Annotated in this window: 16 protein-coding genes; 9 read left to right on the forward strand and 7 right to left on the reverse strand. The window is 53.5% G+C overall.

The annotated features are described in order from the left end of the window. Positions 1–76: 76 nt before the first annotated feature. Positions 77–352, reverse strand: a complete 276-nt coding sequence (locus tag J2125_RS05085) for a YdgH/BhsA/McbA family protein (RefSeq protein WP_017803251.1) — start codon at positions 350–352, stop codon at positions 77–79. 471 nt (positions 353–823) lie between these two features. Between J2125_RS05085 and J2125_RS05090 the strand changes: the two genes are divergently transcribed. The 5 genes from J2125_RS05090 (at position 824) to acrD (ending at position 7,587) form a co-directional block, all read left to right on the forward strand. Next, complete coding sequence (locus tag J2125_RS05090) at positions 824–1,747, forward strand: metal ABC transporter substrate-binding protein (protein WP_017803250.1); 924 nt, start codon at positions 824–826, stop codon at positions 1,745–1,747. Next, a complete protein-coding gene (locus J2125_RS05095) occupies positions 1,744–2,550 on the forward strand; it encodes a manganese/iron ABC transporter ATP-binding protein (RefSeq protein ID WP_017803249.1) in 807 nt (268 codons plus the stop codon). The genes J2125_RS05090 and J2125_RS05095 overlap by 4 nt, the downstream gene beginning before the upstream one ends. Next, positions 2,547–3,398, forward strand: coding sequence for a metal ABC transporter permease (locus J2125_RS05100; RefSeq protein ID WP_017803248.1), 852 nt, complete (start codon positions 2,547–2,549; stop codon positions 3,396–3,398). Before J2125_RS05095 ends, J2125_RS05100 begins: the two co-directional genes overlap by 4 nt. Further along, complete coding sequence (locus tag J2125_RS05105; protein WP_017803247.1) at positions 3,395–4,222, forward strand: metal ABC transporter permease; 828 nt, start codon at positions 3,395–3,397, stop codon at positions 4,220–4,222. The genes J2125_RS05100 and J2125_RS05105 overlap by 4 nt, the downstream gene beginning before the upstream one ends. Positions 4,223–4,470: 248 nt before the next feature. Continuing rightward, positions 4,471–7,587, forward strand: a complete 3,117-nt coding sequence (acrD, locus tag J2125_RS05110; protein WP_017803246.1) for a multidrug efflux RND transporter permease AcrD — start codon at positions 4,471–4,473, stop codon at positions 7,585–7,587. A 98-nt stretch (positions 7,588–7,685) separates the two neighbouring features. On the opposite strand, the gene ypfM is transcribed toward acrD, so the two are convergent. Further along, complete coding sequence (gene ypfM, locus J2125_RS05115; RefSeq protein WP_101505280.1) at positions 7,686–7,745, reverse strand: protein YpfM; 60 nt, start codon at positions 7,743–7,745, stop codon at positions 7,686–7,688. 186 nt (positions 7,746–7,931) lie between these two features. Here ypfM and J2125_RS05120 point away from each other — a divergent pair, with 186 nt between their 5' ends. Next, on the forward strand, positions 7,932–8,369 hold the full coding sequence (locus J2125_RS05120) for a GNAT family N-acetyltransferase (RefSeq protein ID WP_017803245.1): 438 nt from the start codon (positions 7,932–7,934) through the stop codon (positions 8,367–8,369). Between the two features lie 95 nt (positions 8,370–8,464). On the opposite strand, the gene J2125_RS05125 is transcribed toward J2125_RS05120, so the two are convergent. Next, positions 8,465–8,641, reverse strand: coding sequence for a Hok/Gef family protein (locus J2125_RS05125; RefSeq protein WP_083865670.1), 177 nt, complete (start codon positions 8,639–8,641; stop codon positions 8,465–8,467). A gap of 247 nt (positions 8,642–8,888) precedes the next feature. Further along, the gene (locus J2125_RS05130; RefSeq protein ID WP_209499471.1) at positions 8,889–9,065 is read right to left on the reverse strand and encodes a Hok/Gef family protein; all 177 of its coding nucleotides are present in this window, start codon (positions 9,063–9,065) and stop codon (positions 8,889–8,891) included. 309 nt (positions 9,066–9,374) lie between these two features. On the opposite strand from J2125_RS05130, the gene J2125_RS05135 reads away from it, so the two are divergent. Genes J2125_RS05135 through J2125_RS05145 form a run of 3 tightly spaced genes read left to right on the forward strand, consistent with a single transcriptional unit; the run spans position 9,375 to position 11,067 of the window. Next, positions 9,375–9,725, forward strand: a complete 351-nt coding sequence (locus J2125_RS05135) for an ArsC family reductase (RefSeq protein WP_040462559.1) — start codon at positions 9,375–9,377, stop codon at positions 9,723–9,725. Between the two features lies 1 nt (position 9,726). Then, a complete protein-coding gene (gene dapE, locus J2125_RS05140) occupies positions 9,727–10,854 on the forward strand; it encodes a succinyl-diaminopimelate desuccinylase (RefSeq protein WP_017803243.1) in 1,128 nt (375 codons plus the stop codon). A 24-nt stretch (positions 10,855–10,878) separates the two neighbouring features. Further along, a complete protein-coding gene (locus tag J2125_RS05145; protein WP_017803242.1) occupies positions 10,879–11,067 on the forward strand; it encodes a YpfN family protein in 189 nt (62 codons plus the stop codon). A gap of 6 nt (positions 11,068–11,073) precedes the next feature. Here the strand turns inward: J2125_RS05145 and J2125_RS05150 are convergent, their stop codons facing one another. From J2125_RS05150 to purC, 3 genes are all read right to left on the reverse strand, one after another. Then, positions 11,074–13,089, reverse strand: coding sequence for a tRNA(Met) cytidine acetyltransferase TmcA (locus J2125_RS05150; RefSeq protein WP_017803241.1), 2,016 nt, complete (start codon positions 13,087–13,089; stop codon positions 11,074–11,076). Between the two features lie 6 nt (positions 13,090–13,095). After that, positions 13,096–13,950 (reverse strand): KPN_02809 family neutral zinc metallopeptidase, encoded by an 855-nt coding sequence (gene ypfJ, locus J2125_RS05155; protein WP_017803240.1) that lies wholly within the window; start codon positions 13,948–13,950, stop codon positions 13,096–13,098. A gap of 188 nt (positions 13,951–14,138) precedes the next feature. Further along, positions 14,139–14,852 carry a phosphoribosylaminoimidazolesuccinocarboxamide synthase gene (gene purC / locus J2125_RS05160; RefSeq protein WP_026112006.1) on the reverse strand — a complete coding sequence of 238 codons (714 nt, stop codon included), beginning with the start codon at positions 14,850–14,852 and terminating at the stop codon, positions 14,139–14,141. Between the last annotated feature and the right edge of the window lie 81 nt (positions 14,853–14,933).

The following is a 14,933-nucleotide window of genomic DNA, read 5'->3' on the forward strand; positions in this document are numbered from 1 at the left end:
CGACCGTAAAATTCGGTCGGTTCAGTCGATGCCCGCAGGCAAACTAAGGCTACAGGGATGGAAGGTAAAAACAGGTTTAGCGATAAATCTCGGCGGTGCCGCTCCACAGGCTGGAATCGCCTGGATTATCGACGCCAACCACACGGTAATGGGTGGCGCCCATCTCTTTAGCTTTCTGCGAAAGCGTGCGGGTCGCGTCATCCAGTGTGCCGTTAACGCCTGAAATAGAGACACTACCCATGCTCTGCAAACCCTGACTCTGCTGACGATCGACCTCAGTCGCAGCCATGGCAGTAAAGGAGGTGGTAGCAAACAGGGCTACAGCAATAATCGCAGGTAATTTAATCTTCATCAGATGCTCCTCAGAACACATTATTCGTTAGTTGATTCGTTAATCACGAGATTGATTATTACCGTTACAATGAAAGCCAACGTGAAGCGCAGGTAAAAGCATTAAAGCTTTGTGAAGAGAAGCGGCAGGAATCCAGGGAAACGTCAGGATTAGTGGTCTTTTGTGTCAACAGTAACCTGATGTGATAAATATCTGCGGCAATGACACACTTCCCTGCCCGAATGGTCAGTTATCAGCAGCGCGATCCCTCCCAGCTTTAACACACTGGCAGCGTCATCCCCTTGTGACAGCATCAGCAATTCCGCCCATCTGCTTTATAGCACTTGCTAACTAATATAGCCGATGCTATATCTGTATATAAAAGCGCCGCCCGTTGCCGGATAACCCACCACACCATTTCGGCGCGAGGCAGTGACAAAATTAATAATCAGCAAATTGCATAAGTTGAAACTGAGTCTGAGGAAAGACCTGATGAATAAAACGTCTGGAAATACGCGGTCAATTTTTAATACGTTGCTGGCAACATCCGCACTTGTGCTGCTGCTGGCTTTTAGCAGCAGCAGTGTGCGGGCAGCAGACAAATTTAAGGTAGTGACCACTTTTACCGTGATTCAGGATATCGCGCAGAATATCGCCGGTGACGCGGCAGTGGTCGAATCCATCACCCGCGCAGGGGCGGAGATCCATGATTATCAGCCAACCCCGCGTGATGTGATGAAAGCCCAGTCGGCAGATCTGATTTTGTGGAACGGTCTCAATCTGGAGCGCTGGTTCAACCGCTTCTTTAGCAATCTGCATGATGTGCCTTCTGTGGTGGTGACCGAAGGTATCGAGCCGATGTCAGTCAATGCGGGTCCTTATGCCGGTAAGCCCAATCCTCATGCGTGGATGTCTCCGGCCAACGCGCTGGTATATATCGAAAACATTCGTCAGGCACTGGTTAAATACGATCCGAATAATGCGCAAACCTATAACCAGAATGCTAAAACCTATGCGGCAAAAATCGCTGCGCTGGATGAACCGCTCCGCGCCCGCCTCGACAAAATCCCTGCTCAGCAGCGCTGGCTGGTGACCAGTGAAGGGGCATTTAGCTACCTCGCGCGGGATTATCAGCTGAAAGAGGTGTGGTTGTGGCCAATCAATGCCGACGAACAGGGGTCGCCACAGCAGGTGAAGCGGGTGATTGATACCGTGCGTAAACAGCAGATCCCGGTGGTGTTCAGTGAAAGCACCATTTCAGACAAACCGGCGAAACAGGTGAGCAAAGAGACTGGCGCCCGCTATGGCGGCGTTCTGTATGTTGACTCGCTGTCGCAAGCCAACGGACCGGTACCAACCTATATCGACCTGCTGCAGGTGACGGTCGATACCATTGCCAGAGGGTTCGGACAATGACCACACAGGCGCATATTTCGCTGCAGAATATTACCGTCACTTATCGTAACGGCCATACCGCGCTGAGCGACGCCAGTTTCGAGCTGAATGCTGGCAGCCTGTGCGCCCTGATTGGTGTGAATGGCAGCGGTAAGTCGACGCTGTTTAAGAGTATTATGGGTCTGGTAAAACCCGCCAGCGGTAAGGTGACCATTAACCAGCAACCGGTGGCGAAAGCGCTGCGCAGTAACCTGATTGCCTATGTTCCGCAGACCGAAGAGGTGGACTGGAATTTTCCGGTACTGGTTAACGATGTGGTAATGATGGGCCGTTACGGCAAAATGTCGTTTCTGCGTATCCCTTCTGCAGAAGATAAACACCTGGTGGACCAGGCACTTGATCGCGTCGGCATGCTGCATCTGCGTAATCGTCAGATTGGTGAACTCTCCGGCGGCCAGCGCAAACGGGTATTTCTTGCCCGCGCGCTGGCGCAGCAGGGAAAGATCCTGCTGCTTGATGAGCCGTTTACCGGCGTTGATGTGCAAACGGAAAATGCCATCGTCGATATGCTGAAAGCGCTGCGCGATGAAGGGCATCTGCTGCTGGTGTCGACCCATAACCTCAGTTCAGTGCCGTCGTTTTGCGATCGGGTGGTGATGATTAACCGCACCGTCATTGCCGCCGGACCGACCGCCACCACCTTTACCCATGACAATCTGCAGCGCACCTTTGGCGGCGTGCTGAGTTATCTCAACCTGCCCGCCGCTACCGAATCCGCGCTGCGTCCGCAGGATGTGCCACTGTTTGGAGGCCCGCCGTCATGATGGCACTGCTGCTGGAACCGTTTAATTATAACTATATGGTCAAAGCGATTGGCGTCAGTGCGCTGGTCGGCGCCAGCTGCGCCTTTTTATCGGCGTATCTGATGCTGAAAGGCTGGTCACTGATGGGGGATGCGCTGTCGCACTCGGTGGTGCCCGGGGTGGCTGCCGCTTACGCTATCGGTCTGCCTTATGCGCTGGGCGCTTTTATTACCGGCATGCTGGCGGCGCTGGGGATGACGCTGGTGCGCCACCTGACGCGTTTACGTGAGGATGCGATTATCGGTTTTGTCTTTTCGACCTTTTTTGCCGCCGGGTTGTTAATCATTTCGCTAAATCCGACATCGATAAATATCCAGTCGATTATTTACGGCAATATTCTCGGCATCGCTGATGAAGATGTGATTCAGGTGGCGCTGATTAGCGGCGTATCGCTGCTGGTGATGCTGATAATCTGGAAAGATCTGCTGGCGGTGTTTTTTGATGAAGGCCATGCGATTTCGGTGGGCCTTTCGCCGCTGCGGTTGAAAATTATCTTCTTCACCCTGCTCAGTGCCTCCACGGTTGCCGCCCTGCAGACCGTCGGCGCTATCCTGGTGATTGCGATGGTGATCACTCCCGGCGCGACTGCGTGGTTGCTGACCGATCGCTTCCCGCGCCTGCTGTTGATTGCCGTGGTGCTGGGCGCAGTGACCAGCGCGGTCGGCGCCTGGCTTAGCTACTATCTTGATGGCGCGACCGGCGGGGTTATCGTCAGCCTGCAAACCGCCGTGTTTCTGCTGGCCTTTGTGTTTGCGCCGAAATATGGCCTGTTAGCTGGCCAGCGTAAAGCGCGTGGGAGCACAGTATGAGCAGTATCAGTGAACTGATTACCCTGCCCCTGAGCTTTCCGTTTATGCAGCGCGCGCTGCTGACGGCAATGGTCAGCGGCGCGGTCTGCGCCATCCTCTCCTGCTATCTGGTGTTAAAAGGCTGGTCGCTGATGGGCGATGCCATTTCGCATGCGGTGCTGCCCGGCGTGGTGCTGGCATATGTGGCTGGCGCGCCGCTGGTGGTGGGTGCTTTTGCTTCCGGGCTGTTCTGCGCCATTGCCACCGGCTATATCAAAGACAACTGCCGCATCAAAGAAGATACGGTAATGGGTATCGTCTTTTCCGGCATGTTTGCCATCGGGCTGGTGATATTTTCGCGTATTGAGAGCGATCAGCATCTTAGTCATATTCTGTTTGGTAACGTGCTGGGGATTACACCGGCAGAATTCTGGCAATGCGTGGTGATCAGCGCGGTGGTGATTGTGGTGATGCTGGTGAAGCGCAAAGATATGCTGCTGTACTGCTTTGACCCGGCACAGGCGCGCGTGATTGGTCTGCGGGTTAAATGGCTGCATTATGGCTTGCTGAGTATGCTGGCGCTGACGATTGTCGCCGCGCTACAGGCCATCGGGATTGTACTGGTGATCGCCATGCTGATTACGCCGGGGATCACCGCCTTTATGTTGTGCCGCCGTTTTAGCGCGATGTTAATCTGCGCGGTGCTGACCTCGGTGTTCTCCTCAATAAGCGGCACGCTGGCCAGCTTCTGGCTGGATGCGGCCACCGGTCCCTGTATTGTGCTGGTTCAGGCGGCGCTGTTTCTGCTGGCATGGCTGATCGCCAGTATCCGCACCCCGCGCTAATCCTTACGCTGATGGCGGTCGGGCGTTTCAGTTACGCCCTGCCGTCCTTTACGACGATCTTTTACATTTTCTCCTCAATTTCTCCACGATTCTTCAATCCACTGCGAGTAAAGTGATTTATTGCCGGAGAAGCCTGAATCTACAGATAAATTTAACCCGGTAGCATCATCCCCTTCACCAATAACGCGGTTACTGGTGCATTTTCTACTGTGAGTTTTGACTAAACACTGCTGAGGAGCTGTGATTCGATGGCGAATTTCTTTATTGATCGCCCGATTTTTGCCTGGGTTTTGGCGATAATCATATGTCTGACCGGCGTATTGTCGATTATGTCACTGCCGATTGAGCAATATCCCGATCTCGCGCCACCTAACGTACGTATTACCGCTAACTACCCTGGCGCCTCGGCTGAAACCCTGGAAAATACCGTTACGCAGGTTATCGAGCAGAGCATGACCGGCATCGATAACCTGATGTATATGTCCTCGCAGAGCAGCAACACCGGCCAGGCGACCATTACACTGACCTTTACCGCAGGCACCAATCCCGATGAAGCGCGTCAGCAGGTGCAAAACCAGCTGCAATCAGCTCTGCGCAAGTTGCCACAGGATGTGCAAAATCAGGGAGTAACGGTCAATAAAACCGGCGACACCAATATCCTGATGCTGGCTTTTGTCTCTACCGACGGCAGCATGGATAAACAGGATATCGCCGACTATGTGGCCAGTAATATTCAGGATCCGCTGAGTCGCGTCAGTGGCGTGGGCCAGGTGGATGCCTATGGTTCGCAATATGCGATGCGTATTTGGCTCGATCCAAACAAACTGATCAACTATGCGATGACCACTCAGGATGTGGTTGATGCGATTACTTCACAGAATAGCCAAATCGCCGTCGGCCAGGTTGGCGGCACCCCTTCGGTGGATAATCAGGCGCTGAATGCCACCATTAATTCGCAATCGTTACTACAGACTCCCGAGCAGTTTAAACAAATAACCCTGCGCACCAATCAGGATGGCTCGGTGGTTACGCTGGGCGACGTCGCCGAAGTCGCGCTGGGGGCAGAAAAATATGATTATCTCAGCCGCTACAACGGTCAGGCAGCATCAGGTTTAGGAATTAAGCTGGCGTCCGGCGCCAACGAACTGGAAACCGATAAGCTGGTACGAGCGCGTATTGCTGAACTGACGCCTTTCTTCCCGCATGGTCTGGAAGCCAAAGTCGCTTATGAAACCACACCTTTTGTCACCGCATCGATCCATGACGTGGTGAAAACGCTGTTTGAAGCAGTGCTGCTGGTCTTCCTGGTGATGTATCTGTTCCTGCAAAACTTCCGCGCCACGTTGATCCCGACCATCGCAGTGCCAGTGGTGCTGCTTGGTACCTTTTCAGTGCTCTATATCTGCGGCTTCAGCATTAATACCCTCACAATGTTCGCTATGGTGCTGGCCATCGGTCTGCTGGTGGACGACGCGATTGTGGTGGTGGAGAACGTTGAACGTATTATGAGTGAAGAAGGCCTTTCACCGCGTGATGCGACACGTAAATCCATGGGGCAGATCCAGGGCGCGCTGGTAGGCATCGCGCTGGTGCTCTCCGCGGTGTTTATTCCGATGGCGTTCTTTGGCGGCACCACTGGCGCTATTTATCGCCAGTTCTCGATCACCATCGTTGCAGCGATGGTGCTGTCGGTACTGGTCGCTATGGTCCTGACGCCAGCGCTGTGCTCTACCCTGCTTAAACCACTGGCGCAGGGCCACCACCATGGCCGGCGCGGCTTTTTCGGCTGGTTTAACCGCATGTTTAACAGTAACAGCGAGCGCTATGAACGTGGGGTGGCGAAAATCCTGCAAAAAAGCGGCCGCTGGATCCTGCTCTATCTGGCGATTATTGGCATTATGGCGTTTCTGTTCCTGCGCCTGCCGACCTCCTTCTTACCGCTGGAAGATCGCGGGGTGTTTACCACCCAGGTGCAGTTACCGCCTGGCTCAACCCAGCAGCAAACGCTGAAAGTGGTGCAGAAAGTTGAGAACTACTATCTGACTCATGAACAGGAGAATGTGCAGTCGGTATTCGCTACCGTCGGCTCCGGCCCTGGCGGTAACGGGCAAAACGTTGCGCGCCTGTTTATCCGCCTGAAAGACTGGCCAGATCGTCCGGGCGCCGATCGTACTTCCTTTGCGATTATCGAACGAGCCACCCACGCCTTTGGCAAAATAAACGAAGCGCGCGTGATTGCCAGTAGCCCACCGGCCATAACCGGCATGGGTAACTCGGCAGGCTTTGATATGGAGCTGCAGGATCACGCCGGTATTGGTCACACCCAGCTGATGCAGATGCGCGATAAACTGCTGGAGCTGGCGGGACAGAATCCGGCGCTGGCCCGCGTGCGTCATAATGGTCTGGATGACAGCCCGCAATTGCGCATTGATATCGATCAGCGCAAAGCGCAGGCGCTGGGCGTGTCAATTGATGATATCAATGACACCCTGAAAACCGGCTGGGGTTCAACCTATGTTAACGACTTCCTTGATCGGGGCCGGGTGAAAAAAGTCTATGTGCAGGCCGCCGCAAAATACCGCATGTTGCCGGACGATATCAGCAAATGGTATGTGCGCAACAGCAACGGCGGCATGGTGCCTTTTACCGCTTTTGCCTCCACTGCCTGGGAAACCGGCTCACCGCGTCTGGAACGCTATAATGGCTATTCCGCGCTGGAGATCGTTGGTGAATCAGCGGCTGGCGTCAGTAACGGCACGGCAATGGATGTGATGGAACAGCTGGTAAGTCAGTTACCGCTGGGCGTTGGTTTTCAATGGACCGGCGCCTCTTATCAGGAACGCTTGTCCGGCTCACAAGCGCCAGCGCTGTATGCCATCTCGCTGCTGGTGGTCTTCCTTTGCCTGGCGGCGCTCTATGAGAGCTGGTCAGTGCCTTTCTCGGTGATGCTGGTGGTGCCGCTAGGGGTAATTGGCGCGCTGCTCGCCACCTGGATGCGCGGTCTGGAGAATGATGTCTATTTCCAGGTCGGATTACTGACGGTGATTGGTCTGGCGGCGAAGAACGCGATTCTGATTGTTGAATTCGCCAATGAGATAAACAGCAAAGGACGCGATCTGATTGAATCCACTCTGGAAGCATCGCGCCAACGTCTGCGACCGATTCTGATGACATCACTGGCGTTTATTTTCGGTGTGTTGCCGATGGCGATCAGCAGCGGTGCGGGTTCAGGCAGTCAGCATGCGGTAGGCACCGGGGTAATGGGCGGGATGATCTCGGCGACGGTGCTGGCGATTTTCTTTGTGCCGCTGTTCTTTGTGGTCGTACGCCAGCGCTTCCCGCTACAAGAGAAAATGACAGACTAAAAAAAACAAGGCAGCCAACAAGCTGGCTGCCTTTATTTATTTGCTGTGGTCAGAACTTACCGCAATAGATACTGTAACCGCTTTTCTTAAAGAATCGCTTACTTACGCAACATTGCTTCAATAAAGTCTTTCCAGTTCCCTAGTTCTAAATCGATCATGATGCCCTCTCTAATAATTAGCGCCAGTATACGCGGGTTTTTTATTCGGGTGAAGAGTCTGGCGCTATAATGATTATCGGCATTTTTTATCAGAACTGTAAAATTTTTTGATACTTATATCTATTTTGAATAAACTTTCGCAACCACTGATTAAATATGCCGAATGGAAAATAAAGGAGCCTGTGAATGGGTTTTATTCTCAAAACCAAAGATGACAATCCACAAGTTAACTGGCAACAGCTGGCAGAGCTGATTGAACGTGCAGGTCTGGGTACGCGTGATCCGCAGATTCTGCAACGCGCTTATCAGCACAGTCAGTTTGCCTGGTTTGGCTATATTGGCGATAAACTCATCGCAACCGCCCACGCCATTAGCGATTTGACTTATTCCTCTTACCTTTCTGACGTGGTTATTGATCCACTGTATCAGGGCCACGGCTATGGCCGTCAGCTAATGCAGGCTATCCTTGAAACCCTCTCGCCGTTTGGTAAAGTGGTTATCTACGCAATGCTGGATAAAATAGAGTTTTACCAGCACCTGCAGTTCCATCAGTTAAATAGCGCTATGGTTTATGCCCCAGAGAATGTGATTAGCCGTTTACGGAATGGAAGATTTATTGACTGAATAATAATTAACTCAATCAATAATAATGAGATAAAAAAGGGCGCCTGAACGCCAGACCACCGCAACCCGTCAGGCGGGGTTGCCCCCGCCTGTGGTTAGCTCCTAAGTTCGTAGTTTAAAAGCGCCATATCGTTATTACTTCCGTGAGTAATACGCACTTCGCATAAACGATCGCGTACCAGCCACAGGCAGGAAAGAATTGTGAGACAAAGCACAATCAGTCCCTGTAATAATGCTTTTTTGGCATTTTTATCTCCGTTGCATTTCTGCAATTAAGAGGCTATCCTGACATTGTTGGGTGTCAGGGATGGCCTCAGGTTAATAGTGATATTACCTGGGGCCTTCTTCTGCCTGCTCCCGACAATACCTGAAGCAGACAGCTTCAGGCACCCGACGCAATTCTAACCTGTCTTATTTCGCTGAGTCATTAATCGACAGACTAATAAACAATAAAATAAAAAAGGGCGCCTGAATGCCAGACCACCGCAACCCGTCAGGCGGGGTTACCCCCGCCTGTGGTTAGCTCTTAAGTTCGTAGTTTAAAAGCGCCATATAGTTATTACTTCCGTGAGTAATACGCACTTCGCATAAACGATCGCGTACCAGCCACAGGCAGGAAAGAATTGTGAGACAAAGCACAATCAGTCCCTGTAATAATGCTTTTTTGGCATTTTTATCTCCGTTGCATTTCTGCAATTAAGAGGCTATCCTGACATTGTTGGTGTGTCGGGATGGCCTCAGGTTAATAGTGATATTACCTGGGGCCTTCTTCTGCCTGCTCCCGACAATACCTGAAGCAGACAGCTTCAGGCACCCGACGCAATTCTAACCCTGTTATTTCACCTCGTCATTAATCATCCCGTTAACAAACTATAAAAATCCGAGACAGATCGAAAATAATAGTGTATTGCACACTAAATTTATTGCATGATCATCAATAACAATAAATTAAATGACTACCCGGAGAATAATGTGACTGATACAAATCAGAAGCCCGCGCTGACGATGTACGGCATCAAAAATTGCGATACGATTAAAAAAGCCCGCCGCTATCTGGAAAGCCAGCAAATTGATTTTCAGTTTCACGACTACCGCGCTGATGGCCTTGAGCGCGAATTGCTACAGGGTTTTATCGATAAACTGGGTTACAGCGCACTGCTCAATACCCGCGGCACCACCTGGCGTAAACTGCCTGAAGAACAGCGCAACGCGATTGATAATGCTGATGCCGCGCGAGAACTGATGCTGGCGCAACCCGCAATCATCAAACGCCCATTGCTCTGCGACGCCAGCGGCTCTATGCTGCTGGGCTTTAGTGAAGAAACTTATCAGCAGTTTATGCAGGAGAAGTCATAATATGTTCTGTCCGGTCATTGAGCTGACGCAGCAGCTTATTCGTCGCCCTTCCCTCAGCCCGGATGATGCCGGCTGTCAGGCTATTCTGATCCAGCGCCTGCAGGCGATCGGCTTCACTATAGAGCCGATGAATATCGACGATACGCTCAATTTCTGGGCATGGCGCGGTCAGGGCGAAACCTTAGCCTTTGCGGGTCACACCGATGTGGTGCCGACCGGTGACGCCAGCCGCTGGATTAATCCCCCTTTTGAACCAGTAATCCGTGACGGTATGTTATTTGGTCGCGGCACTGCGGATATGAAAGGCTCCCTGGCGGCAATGGTGGTGGCAGCCGAACGCTTTGTGGCGGCAAATCCTCACCATCAGGGTCGCCTGGCATTTTTAATCACCTCTGATGAAGAGGCCAGCGGCGCCAACGGTACGGTTAAAGTGGTGGAAAAACTGATGGCGCGTAATGAACGCCTCGACTACTGCCTGGTGGGAGAACCATCCAGCACAGAAGTGGTGGGCGATGTGGTGAAAAATGGCCGTCGTGGCTCAATAACCGCGAATCTGACCATTCATGGCGTGCAGGGCCACGTTGCCTATCCGCATCTGGCGGATAACCCGGTACATCGCGTCATGCCAGCGCTAAATGAGCTGGTCGCCACTGAATGGGATCAGGGTAATGAATTTTTCCCGGCCACCAGCATGCAGATTGCCAATCTGCAGGCCGGCACCGGCAGTAATAATGTGATCCCCGGCGAATGCTTCGTACAGTTCAATTTCCGCTTTAGTACCGAGCTGACCGACGCTTTGATTCAGCAGCGCGTTCAGCAGCTGCTCGATCGCCATCAGCTGCGCTATACCATCGAGTGGAAACTTTCCGGCCAGCCATTCCTGACAAGCCGTGGAAAACTGGTTGATGCGGTGGTGAACGCCGTTGAGCACTATAATGAAATTAAACCGCAGTTGCTGACCACTGGTGGCACCTCAGATGGTCGCTTTATCGCCCGCATGGGCGCGCAGGTTGTTGAACTGGGACCGGTGAATGCCACTATCCATAAAATCAACGAATGCGTTAAAGCTGCCGATCTGCAACTGCTTAGCCGTATGTATCAACGTATTATGGAACAGCTGGTCGCATAAGCGCATCGCTGGGGAGAAAAGCTCATGGAGTGGTTTAAAGAGTACTGGTGGATTCTGATTATCGTGCTGATGGTTGGCATCCTGATGAATGTCTATAAAGATCTGAAACGAATCGATCATAAAAAGTATATGGACAACAAGCCCGATCTGCCGCCCCATCGTGATTTTAACGATAAATGGGATGACGAAGACGACTGGCCGAAAAAGAAATAGTCAGCCTCACGCTCCTCTCCCGTCCGGGAGAGGAAAATCCTCTGATATCTGTTCGCTTATCGCCCCGGATGGATCGACATCCGCCAAAGCCAGACGGGCTTCCTGACGCCAGCATTGTAGTAATGCTTTACGTCCGGCTAATCCCAGCGAGCGGCATAATTCACCGACGGAGAACCGCTGAGTAATGGCTCCGCGTAGTGCGGGCAGCGGCAGCGACGAGCGCGCCAGCAGACGTCCGAGCGCAGGCATCGCGGCTTCAAACGGACGATGCGCACAGGCGAATCCGGCCACCTCCCGCCAGTCTTCACTGTTCAGTTCCTGCTGTAAATCACTGGCTATCGTCAGCGGTTGATCCAGCTGTTGCTGCAACCAGTAGTAGTCACGCGCCAGCCGCTTCACCGCACGCTGCGTCAGATCCCGCCCTGCATCACTGAGCGGCAGTAACGCCATCGCGCTGTAACAGCCGCTGCTGGCTTCACGCTGGGTGCCGATGCGCGCCAGCTGAAAACCACAAGCATGCCAGAATTGCCAAAGCTCATCGGTATAGCCGAAACTGACTGACAGAAAATCCAGCCCGGCGGCGTCAGCAATGCACTGGGTTATCAGCTGACGTCCGAGGCCGCTGCGGCGGCGTGACGGCGTAATCGCGATGCGCGACACTCGCCGTGAACGCAACTGCGCCGCCTCAGGAAAACCAGAATGCGCCGCCAGCGACTGCGCCACCAGATTGCCACGCGGACGGCGTAAGCCCGCCCAGACTGCTGCTGCCAGCTCTGCGCTCAGCCCGCCTTCATCCACCAGCCACAACGCCGCGATCACCTGCTGCTGGCAATATGCGGCAACAAAATGCATCCCCTGCGCATCCATCATACGGCGTAAATCGAGCGGTGAGGTGCGATAGTGCGCACTGGCCAGCAATTGGTATAACGCTGCCAGCGAGGCTGGCCGGGTCTGCCAGTCATGCTGTTCCAGCCGCTGAAGATGCACTTCTCCGCTGCTGCTCAGGCTGTCGCTTTCATCAAACAGCAAACTGCGATCAATAAAACGCTCCAGGGGATCACTGGGCGCCCAGCGTAACGGTTGATCGAGAGTGAAAAACTGCGCCTGTGGCAGCGCAGCACAAAACTTCAGCAGAAAACCGCGCCCGGTGCCTTCATAGCCCTGCACCGTGGTAGTCAGCAACACGCGCGGAAAATAGCTGATTAAACGCTGTAGCATCGGCGTCGGGATCGCCGCCGCTTCATCGATCAACAGCCAGTCAATCTGTGTCGGCGGCTGACTGGCACAGGCAGCCAGCAACGCATCCGGCGCATAAAACTCGAATGCGTCTCCGGCAAACTGCGCCAGTACATCGGTTGACACTTTGGCGGGTGCGGTTACCCAGCATTTTCCCGGCCAGCGCTGTGCCAGCATGCCAGCCAGTGCTGACTTACCACGTCCCCGTGCGGCGGTGAGCACCGACACACCCGGCGATGCGGCCAGCAACTGCTTTAATAGCCGTTGTTGCTGTTGTTCGCCTTCAGGCTGCCAGTCGGCTGCTGCAGATAAGGGTTGCAGAGAAAACGGCGCATCCTGGCGCAGGATCGCCACACGTTTATCACTGAGCAGTTGTTGTTGCAGATGGGTGACAAAATTAGGTGTGGCGATGGCCTCGGCGGCATCATTCCAGCGCAGTGAATCGCGGTCGATGGCGGCTGACCATGCCTGCCAGGGCGGCGCCAGCAGCAGTAACCAGCTGCCGGCCAGCAGTGTGCCCGCCAGCGCAGCAAAAGCCTCGGCATGGAAACCGTGGCGGGCATCAAACACTGCGTGACGAAACTCCTGCCCCAGCAAGTTACGCAGCGCACCCGGCGCACAATGTGGCTCCTGCGCTGCTGCTTCGCCAACCCACAACCAGTCGCCTGTCAGCTGCGCCTGCCACGTCTCCACTTGCTGCTGGCACCAGAGTGCATCGCCGCTAATCACCAGCAATCGACGCATGCCCTGGCGCTGCATCTGCACGGTAAGCTGTTGCAGATCCATCAGAAATTAACCACCAAAGGTATTACATTTGCCCGGGTCGCCATTATCGTAGCCGCGCTTAAACCAGCTGTAACGCTGCTCGGAGCTACCATGGGTAAAGCTGTCTGGCACCACCCGGCCCTGACTCTGCTGTTGCAGGCGGTCATCGCCAATGGCTTCAGCGGCATTGAGCGCTTCCTGCAGATCGCCCGGCTCCAGAATTTGCTGCTGCTGCATATAGTGCCCCCAGACACCGGCAAAGCAGTCAGCCTGCAACTCCATTTTTACCGATAGCTGGTTGATCTGAGTTTGCGAAGCGTTTTGCTGCATCTGACGTACTTTCGGCTCTATTCCCAATAACTTCTGCACGTGATGACCAACTTCATGCGCAATCACATAGCCCTGAGCGAAGTCACCGTCAGCGCCGAGTTTGTTTTTCATCTGGTCATAGAAAGAGAGATCGATATATACCGTCTGATCCGCCGGACAGTAGAATGGCCCCATCACCGACTGACCGGTACCGCATCCGGTGCGTGTAGCGCCGCGGTACATCACCAGCTTCGGCGCCTGCCAGGGTTTGTCCATCTGCTGAAACAGTTTTTGCCAGGTGTCTTCGGTCGTAGCCAGAATCACCGACGTGAACTTTGCCGCCTCATCATCATTCGGGCTGATGCTCTGTTGTGATGACTGTTGGGTGGTCGGCTGCTCACCGGTCAGTAACGGCGTCAGATCATAACCATAATAACCCGCCACCATCACGATAATCAGTAACGCGATACCGCCTTTACCACGCGGGATGCGCATGCGCCCGCCGCCCATGGAAGGCGACTGGTTGCGTCGGTCTTCCACATTGTCGCTCTCGCGACGCCCTTGCCAACGCATAGCCAGCTCCTGCAATTGTGCCAATAAAATAGATAGTAGTCGTGCCGCCAGCGAATAACCAGAGCGTAGCGCGGCCAAAGCGCGCAACAGGGCCATTTCTGAGCAGAGTGGAGGGCATTCAGACAATAAAAAGAGGCCGGGATCGACCGGCCTCTTCGCACAGAAAAGCGAGGTAAACGATTGCGCAGTTAGTCTAATTTAATGCCAAGACGGTGTGCGACTTCTTCATAGGCTTCGATAACGCCGCCGAGGCTCTGACGGAAGCGATCTTTATCCATTTTCGCCATGGTCTCTTTATCCCACAGGCGCGCGCCATCTGGTGAGAACTCATCACCCAGCACCACTTCACCGTTGAACAGACCAAACTCCAGTTTAAAGTCCACCAGAATCAGACCCGCATCAGAGAACAGCTTGCTCAGCACTTCGTTGGCTTTATAAGTCAGCTCACGCATACGCGCCAGATTCTCTTTATTCACCCAACCGAAGGTTTCGCAATAGGACTCATTTACCATTGGATCGTGTTTGGCATCATCTTTCAGAAACAGATCGAACAGCGGCGGATTGAGAACGATACCCTCTTCCACGCCAAGACGTTTCACCAGTGAACCTGCGGCACGGTTGCGCACTACGCATTCCACCGGCACCATCTCCAGCTTTTTCACCAGGGCTTCGTTATCGGACAGCAGCGCTTCCATTTGCGTCGGGATACCCGCTTCCTCAAGTTTGGTCATAATAAAATGGTTAAACTTGTTATTGACCATACCCTTGCGGTCGAACTGCTCAATACGCGCACCATCTCCTGCTGACGTATCGTTGCGGAATTCGAGTATCAGCAGGTCCGGGTTTTCGGTGCTGTAAACTGTTTTCGCTTTGCCGCGATACAACTCAGCTTTCTTTTGCATCTTGATTAACTCCAAACGTGGTAGAAATGTTGCTATACATCTGCACGGGCACAGGCCCCTGCGTCGGTTAAAGAGGTTAGT

The organism is Winslowiella toletana, assembly GCF_017875465.1.
In the GTDB taxonomy this organism is placed as follows: domain Bacteria; phylum Pseudomonadota; class Gammaproteobacteria; order Enterobacterales; family Enterobacteriaceae; genus Erwinia; species Erwinia toletana.

What these genes read in the sequence shown, in the direction of transcription:
- J2125_RS05085 (WP_017803251.1), bottom strand. Translation starts at nt 352, where the DNA reads ATGAAGATTAAATTACCTGCGATTATTGCTGTAGCCCTGTTTGCTACC.
- J2125_RS05090 (WP_017803250.1), top strand. Translation starts at nt 824, where the DNA reads ATGAATAAAACGTCTGGAAATACGCGGTCAATTTTTAATACGTTGCTG.
- J2125_RS05095 (WP_017803249.1), top strand. Translation starts at nt 1,744, where the DNA reads ATGACCACACAGGCGCATATTTCGCTGCAGAATATTACCGTCACTTAT.
- J2125_RS05100 (WP_017803248.1), top strand. Translation starts at nt 2,547, where the DNA reads ATGATGGCACTGCTGCTGGAACCGTTTAATTATAACTATATGGTCAAA.
- J2125_RS05105 (WP_017803247.1), top strand. Translation starts at nt 3,395, where the DNA reads ATGAGCAGTATCAGTGAACTGATTACCCTGCCCCTGAGCTTTCCGTTT.
- acrD (WP_017803246.1), top strand. Translation starts at nt 4,471, where the DNA reads ATGGCGAATTTCTTTATTGATCGCCCGATTTTTGCCTGGGTTTTGGCG.
- J2125_RS05120 (WP_017803245.1), top strand. Translation starts at nt 7,932, where the DNA reads ATGGGTTTTATTCTCAAAACCAAAGATGACAATCCACAAGTTAACTGG.
- J2125_RS05135 (WP_040462559.1), top strand. Translation starts at nt 9,375, where the DNA reads ATGTACGGCATCAAAAATTGCGATACGATTAAAAAAGCCCGCCGCTAT.
- dapE (WP_017803243.1), top strand. Translation starts at nt 9,727, where the DNA reads ATGTTCTGTCCGGTCATTGAGCTGACGCAGCAGCTTATTCGTCGCCCT.
- J2125_RS05145 (WP_017803242.1), top strand. Translation starts at nt 10,879, where the DNA reads ATGGAGTGGTTTAAAGAGTACTGGTGGATTCTGATTATCGTGCTGATG.
- J2125_RS05150 (WP_017803241.1), bottom strand. Translation starts at nt 13,089, where the DNA reads ATGGATCTGCAACAGCTTACCGTGCAGATGCAGCGCCAGGGCATGCGT.
- ypfJ (WP_017803240.1), bottom strand. Translation starts at nt 13,950, where the DNA reads ATGCGTTGGCAAGGGCGTCGCGAGAGCGACAATGTGGAAGACCGACGC.
- purC (WP_026112006.1), bottom strand. Translation starts at nt 14,852, where the DNA reads ATGCAAAAGAAAGCTGAGTTGTATCGCGGCAAAGCGAAAACAGTTTAC.